Annotated in this window: 13 protein-coding genes; 12 read left to right on the top strand and 1 reads right to left on the bottom strand. The window is 41.3% G+C overall.

The window, feature by feature from the left end; translation table 11 throughout:
• The 11 genes from H6G97_RS45910 to H6G97_RS45860 all read left to right on the top strand — a co-directional run.
• Positions 1-481, top strand: a 481-nt coding sequence (locus tag H6G97_RS45910) for a hypothetical protein (protein WP_206759172.1), incomplete at its 5' end; no start/stop codon positions are given.
• 92 nt (positions 482-573) lie between these two features.
• Complete coding sequence (locus H6G97_RS45905) at positions 574-789, top strand: hypothetical protein (RefSeq protein ID WP_190947070.1); 216 nt, start codon at positions 574-576, stop codon at positions 787-789.
• Between the two features lie 6 nt (positions 790-795).
• Entirely contained in the window at positions 796-1,014 is a 219-nt protein-coding gene (locus tag H6G97_RS45900) for a hypothetical protein (protein WP_190947069.1), read from the top strand.
• A gap of 27 nt (positions 1,015-1,041) precedes the next feature.
• Positions 1,042-1,302: a hypothetical protein gene (locus tag H6G97_RS45895; RefSeq protein WP_190947068.1), complete on the top strand. Its 261-nt coding sequence runs from the start codon at positions 1,042-1,044 to the stop codon at positions 1,300-1,302.
• Between the two features lie 17 nt (positions 1,303-1,319).
• Positions 1,320-2,093: an ERF family protein gene (locus H6G97_RS45890; RefSeq protein WP_190947067.1), complete on the top strand. Its 774-nt coding sequence runs from the start codon at positions 1,320-1,322 to the stop codon at positions 2,091-2,093.
• Between the two features lie 40 nt (positions 2,094-2,133).
• Complete coding sequence (locus H6G97_RS45885; protein ID WP_190947066.1) at positions 2,134-2,334, top strand: hypothetical protein; 201 nt, start codon at positions 2,134-2,136, stop codon at positions 2,332-2,334.
• A 29-nt stretch (positions 2,335-2,363) separates the two neighbouring features.
• On the top strand, positions 2,364-2,675 hold the full coding sequence (locus H6G97_RS45880; protein ID WP_242056080.1) for a hypothetical protein: 312 nt from the start codon (positions 2,364-2,366) through the stop codon (positions 2,673-2,675).
• A gap of 14 nt (positions 2,676-2,689) precedes the next feature.
• A complete protein-coding gene (locus H6G97_RS45875; protein WP_190947064.1) occupies positions 2,690-2,929 on the top strand; it encodes a hypothetical protein in 240 nt (79 codons plus the stop codon).
• Positions 2,913-3,068, top strand: a complete 156-nt coding sequence (locus tag H6G97_RS45870; protein WP_190947063.1) for a hypothetical protein — start codon at positions 2,913-2,915, stop codon at positions 3,066-3,068. The genes H6G97_RS45875 and H6G97_RS45870 overlap by 17 nt, the downstream gene beginning before the upstream one ends.
• Positions 3,065-3,421 carry a hypothetical protein gene (locus H6G97_RS45865; RefSeq protein WP_190947062.1) on the top strand — a complete coding sequence of 119 codons (357 nt, stop codon included), beginning with the start codon at positions 3,065-3,067 and terminating at the stop codon, positions 3,419-3,421. The genes H6G97_RS45870 and H6G97_RS45865 overlap by 4 nt, the downstream gene beginning before the upstream one ends.
• A gap of 15 nt (positions 3,422-3,436) precedes the next feature.
• Positions 3,437-3,712 carry a hypothetical protein gene (locus H6G97_RS45860; RefSeq protein WP_190947061.1) on the top strand — a complete coding sequence of 92 codons (276 nt, stop codon included), beginning with the start codon at positions 3,437-3,439 and terminating at the stop codon, positions 3,710-3,712.
• Between the two features lie 3 nt (positions 3,713-3,715).
• Here H6G97_RS45860 and H6G97_RS45855 read toward each other — a convergent pair whose 3' ends face one another.
• Positions 3,716-4,129, bottom strand: a complete 414-nt coding sequence (locus tag H6G97_RS45855) for a hypothetical protein (protein ID WP_242056079.1) — start codon at positions 4,127-4,129, stop codon at positions 3,716-3,718.
• A gap of 38 nt (positions 4,130-4,167) precedes the next feature.
• Between H6G97_RS45855 and H6G97_RS45850 the strand changes: the two genes are divergently transcribed.
• Positions 4,168-4,386 carry a hypothetical protein gene (locus H6G97_RS45850; protein WP_190947060.1) on the top strand — a complete coding sequence of 73 codons (219 nt, stop codon included), beginning with the start codon at positions 4,168-4,170 and terminating at the stop codon, positions 4,384-4,386.
• Positions 4,387-4,632 lie beyond the last annotated feature (246 nt).

The following is a 4,632-nucleotide window of genomic DNA, read 5'->3' as shown; positions in this document are numbered from 1 at the left end:
AAGAGAAATGCAATCGCCTTACAACAGGATTTATGACAATTCAAATCATGGCATACGAAATATGATTAGCCCACTTTCTCTTGAACAAACTCAGTTGAAAGAGTCTCTTGACAAGATACTGTTGTCTCCAACCGACCCCAGCGCAGAGGTCATGGAAATCACTGGATACAAACTCGTGTATGTCAATGGAGCTTGCCCCAGAAATTATCGAGTGTACAAAGCTGATTCAATGATTGGGGTGATATTTCAGCATATTACGCACTGGTCTAACGGAGTGGATTCTCTTCGATACGCCGAGCCGATTGATGCAGCAGTCGGTCTAGACGGCTTCATGAACGTGGCAAGGGTATCAACAACGGCTACAGAACAGTCATCTACAGAAGAAGAGTTACTCGATAAAGAATTTGATGCGTTGACGAGCGAGGACTGGGAAAGGTTAAAGAGATACGTGCCACAAGTGAAAGATTTGGTTGCAGTGTAAGGAAAGGGGTGGGGAGGAAGTCCCACCTGTGTGGCTAGGAGTCAAGCTAAATTTTATCAAAATAAAACAACGAAATGAGAGTGAATGTAGCAATGTCACCCATAGAGATCCTACAAAAATTTAACTCGTGCTACGTGAAGATTCAAGCGATTGCCCAAGATGAAAACTGGCTTTTGTTGATTGCAGACAAGAAGATTGACCCAGAAGCAGCGACTCACTTAGCCGATGTCCTGCATTACTTGGGGGAGGCAATGGGTTGTGTCGAAGAAATCGTTGAGGTCAAGTTTAATCAGGAATTAGAAGTATGAAATTCTATGCAACCAGTATTCCTCAAGCAAAGCCCAAGTTGGGCAACTGTTATATCGAATAAAGCAGGTTTGATTGAGGTTGAAATCAACGATAAAGACCCTGGATTTCATTCAATCATTGAGGAATTATCTACTGAAATTGAGCCAGGAATTGTTGGTGTAAAAGCTGGGGATTTATGTCAAAGACTCAGCTTTGAGATGATTGATACTAACGAAGAAAATTGACGACTAAAGTTTAGTAAACCCCAAAAAATGAAATTCACAACTGTATCTGTTAGCTACTCTAGAAAATTTAATCTTGGCGACTACGAATCGCTGGAACTGGGTTGTTCTTTATGGGCGCAAGTAGAAGATGGTGAAGACGCTGATGGAGTAACACAATTTCTCTATCTGCAAGCCAAAACTTCAGTAAAACAAGCTGCAATGCCTGTGCTAAAAGCCTCAGAGTTTCAGATAAATAAAGCTAAGTCTAGCAAAAAAGCGTCTGGCGATATCAATGAAAACTATTGGTAGAGTGAGAGGACTAGACAATGCAAGAACTAATCAAAGCTTTAATCAAGGCAAAGTCAGAGTTTAACCCCATTCAAAAAGATGGTACTAATCCTCACTACAAGCGCAAATATGCAACGCTAGATGCTGTGTTAGATGCTGTCACTCCCGGACTTAGTAAACATGGATTAGTAATAATTCAAACCACCGAAATTTTTGAAAGTAAAACTGTACTACGGACTCATATTTTTCATGAATCTGGAGAGAGTATCACCAGCACTTATCCTTTACCTGAGATTGCTGACTCTCAAAAGTTTGGTGCAGCATTAACTTATGCACGTCGATATGCGGTTTGTGCAATTTTATCAGTCACGGCTGATGAAGATAATGATGCTGAAGGCGCAACTACTTCTCAAAAGACAGAACAAGCACAAAATAATATTAGACCCCGCAAAGACAATCAACAGCCTAGAGTTCAGCCAACCAAACAAGCTATAACTCCACCATCAATCAATCCAAAAGATTTACGAGTCAAAGAAGTTCGCACACTTTTAAATTACTCGTTGGATTTGGTAAAAGTTTGGCTGCATTCTCGAAATGTTACGAGTCCGAGTGAGCTTGATTCTCTTCAAATTGATGAACTGGTGAAAACCATGTGTTTGGCTTGGGCTGGGAATAAGTTTGGACATCCGAATCATGCTGCTAACTTTTATCAGAAACACGTCGTTGACGCTGTGGTACGAGGAGTAGATGAAACAAGAGCAATCAACGACTCGATGGAAGGATCGCTTGCACAATTGCCTGAACTCAATTGAAACAAACATTTCTTCTCATAACACCAATAGGAAAAATATTATGCCGAGAAAATCCACTTATCCCACTCCTACTGACAATTCCTCACTATGCCTACATTACCTCCGACGTTGTGGGGGTAGCGCACGATTATGCACTATAAACTTTAGTCTTAGCGTGATTCAAACACTGGTCAATCGAAAGCTGGTGAAAGTGACAAATACTGGTGCAGGTTTTTTTGTGGAGCTAGATGAAGCCGAATGAGAAGTCAAAAAATACTTCAACAATCGTCTATGCCTTTAAACAGTAAACCAAAATTACTTCTACGCCGGACTCGAAAAAGATTTAACCCCAAAGTATTCATTGATCGCACCATAGAAACAACTGCAATTGTCTCTCTGCTCTTAACTGGGTTTTCAGGAGTAGGGGCAATGGGGTGCTGGGGGCTGGAGATTATTGACATAAATGCTAATCCCAACATAATCATTTCTGGTTGGGAGCAACAGAAAAATATTTGCCTGGGTGCAATGCTGGTAAGTTTTTCCGCATTCTTAGGTAGTTCTCTAGTTGGAGCAAGTTTCAGTATTCAACGAGATAAATTTTAGGGAGAGAAACAATAATGGAAATCAAATTAACTACATCAGAGATTCGGACTATTTTACAAGGGTGTCAATATACGTTGCGGCTTGTGGGGAGTAGTAAGGATTATCGCAGGCTTCAATCGTCCGAGTACTTTTCTACATCGAACAATGTAGTGCTAAATGATGCATTCAATATTTTGGGAGAAGTAGTAGAGGCAATTGATCAGGTGGAGCAATTTAATCAACAAGGAGAATCAAGTCATGGAGCAAGAAATTAAAAATGCAGTCGGCTTGGGTAGTCCCGAACTTGTAATAGAATCGAAATCAAAACTTGAATCTGAACCAAAACCAACAGTAACGATTTACGACTTTGGCGCTCTATTATCTAAGCACGAACCACCTAAAAAACAAAGATGAACACAAAACAATTGATTCTTAAATCTGCCATTGGAGTTTTCGCATTTTCCACTGTTTTCAGTGGGGCTGTATTTCTGTGGCAAACAAAAGCAAATCATCCCAATTTAAGCGCTAGGCTGGCTTTGTGTTTCAGCATGATGGGAACTGGATTGACCATGTTTATCAGTAGTCGGATTGAGGCAGCGCAATTTGAAGAATCACTGAAACCTAGACCTGTGCCTCTTCCGTGCCGAGGTTGCAAGCATTTCCACGGGGTTGTTTACAACGGTGTGCTTCTCAATTGCGCTGTTCATCCCAAAGGCTGCTTCGGTGATAAATGCCCGGATTGGCAAAGCTTTCGACTATCTAAATAAATAAGGAGCAACAAAATGACATTAACTTTGGACAACCGCTCTCAAAACAAAGAATCATCCGTGACGCAAGCATTACGGCAGATACAACAGCTAAACTCCAAGATTCAAGAGTTGGAGCAGCAGCATCAAGATTATGTGCGATCGCAACAAAATCTGATTAGTGCCATTGCCGAAATCTGTGTTTCTCCAATGCAGGAAATACAGGCGCTGCGGATTCTGATTTATCGGGGAGAAGCAACTTGTCGGCAGTACTTGCGTTCAGTGCTGGTGAAGCGAAAGAAGGCTTCATAGAGATCAGGCACTCATTGATTCCGGTTCTGTACGAGATATTTCCAAAACCCGACGTAACCAATATGAAGTTTCAAGAGATGCAGATTGCTTTTGTTCGGCATCCGACCAAATGTTCTCCCAATTGAATAGCCATTCAGTCAGCAAACGACCTAAGTCAACTAACTCTGCTGCTCTATCAATGTCATCTGCTTTTACCATATCTGGCACAGTCCACTCAATAAAGTATCGACTTTCTTTGACCAGAGTCAGCATCAATTCCTGCGACAAGCCTTGAGCCCACAAAGACTGAATTTGCTTAAGGTATGCAGCTAAATGATGTAAATGGGTAGTCACATCATCTTGTATAAAAATTTGTTGTCTCGGTGTCAATTCGATCATAAATTGCCAAGTGGCGCGATTACCTAACAGCAAAATCATACAACTTAAAACCTCTATCAAGGAAAGGCATTCTAATTATGCAACGGAATCAAGCACAAGTAATTGCTGTAGGTCTGACTAGCACATTAGCGTCCATATCTATCGGGTATTTAGGAGTGCAAATTTTTGGCAGAAATACAATGTACATAATTTCTACAGCCATGTTAGGGCTGGGTACTGGAGGAACTATCGGTCAGATTTTGGTGGAGAAAAGGCAGCAGCAAGTAATAGTCTGCAAACCCAAAGATGCTGGGTGAGAGTTGGGAAAAGGGGAAAGGGAAAATGGTAAGGGATTTAAAACCTTTCCCCCTTTCCCTTTACCCTTTACCCCGCCAAGTTCACTTGGCGAACTAGTAGTACAAACACAATCAAAACAAAGATAGGAGCAATTGTATGGAAACTTCAAAAGTTGTCACCATCCCCAATCACTGGACATCACCAAAATACTCGTTAGGACAAAGAACAAAGCAGGGGATGATTGTAGGGGTTCAGTATTATCCACC

Origin of the sequence: Nostoc flagelliforme FACHB-838, from assembly GCF_014698065.1 — a bacterium.
GTDB classification, from domain to species: domain Bacteria; phylum Cyanobacteriota; class Cyanobacteriia; order Cyanobacteriales; family Nostocaceae; genus Nostoc; species Nostoc flagelliforme_B.
The sequence above is the reverse complement of the archived record's forward strand: the minus strand, read 5'-3'. Positions and strand labels throughout refer to the sequence as shown.

Excerpts from the sequence above, each read along its gene's own strand:
- H6G97_RS45905 (WP_190947070.1), top strand. The coding sequence starts at position 574 with ATGTCACCCATAGAGATCCTACAAAAATTTAACTCGTGCTACGTGAAG.
- H6G97_RS45900 (WP_190947069.1), top strand. The coding sequence starts at position 796 with ATGCAACCAGTATTCCTCAAGCAAAGCCCAAGTTGGGCAACTGTTATA.
- H6G97_RS45895 (WP_190947068.1), top strand. The coding sequence starts at position 1,042 with ATGAAATTCACAACTGTATCTGTTAGCTACTCTAGAAAATTTAATCTT.
- H6G97_RS45890 (WP_190947067.1), top strand. The coding sequence starts at position 1,320 with ATGCAAGAACTAATCAAAGCTTTAATCAAGGCAAAGTCAGAGTTTAAC.
- H6G97_RS45885 (WP_190947066.1), top strand. The coding sequence starts at position 2,134 with ATGCCGAGAAAATCCACTTATCCCACTCCTACTGACAATTCCTCACTA.
- H6G97_RS45880 (WP_242056080.1), top strand. The coding sequence starts at position 2,364 with ATGCCTTTAAACAGTAAACCAAAATTACTTCTACGCCGGACTCGAAAA.
- H6G97_RS45875 (WP_190947064.1), top strand. The coding sequence starts at position 2,690 with ATGGAAATCAAATTAACTACATCAGAGATTCGGACTATTTTACAAGGG.
- H6G97_RS45870 (WP_190947063.1), top strand. The coding sequence starts at position 2,913 with ATGGAGCAAGAAATTAAAAATGCAGTCGGCTTGGGTAGTCCCGAACTT.
- H6G97_RS45865 (WP_190947062.1), top strand. The coding sequence starts at position 3,065 with ATGAACACAAAACAATTGATTCTTAAATCTGCCATTGGAGTTTTCGCA.
- H6G97_RS45860 (WP_190947061.1), top strand. The coding sequence starts at position 3,437 with ATGACATTAACTTTGGACAACCGCTCTCAAAACAAAGAATCATCCGTG.
- H6G97_RS45855 (WP_242056079.1), bottom strand. The coding sequence starts at position 4,129 with ATGATTTTGCTGTTAGGTAATCGCGCCACTTGGCAATTTATGATCGAA.
- H6G97_RS45850 (WP_190947060.1), top strand. The coding sequence starts at position 4,168 with ATGCAACGGAATCAAGCACAAGTAATTGCTGTAGGTCTGACTAGCACA.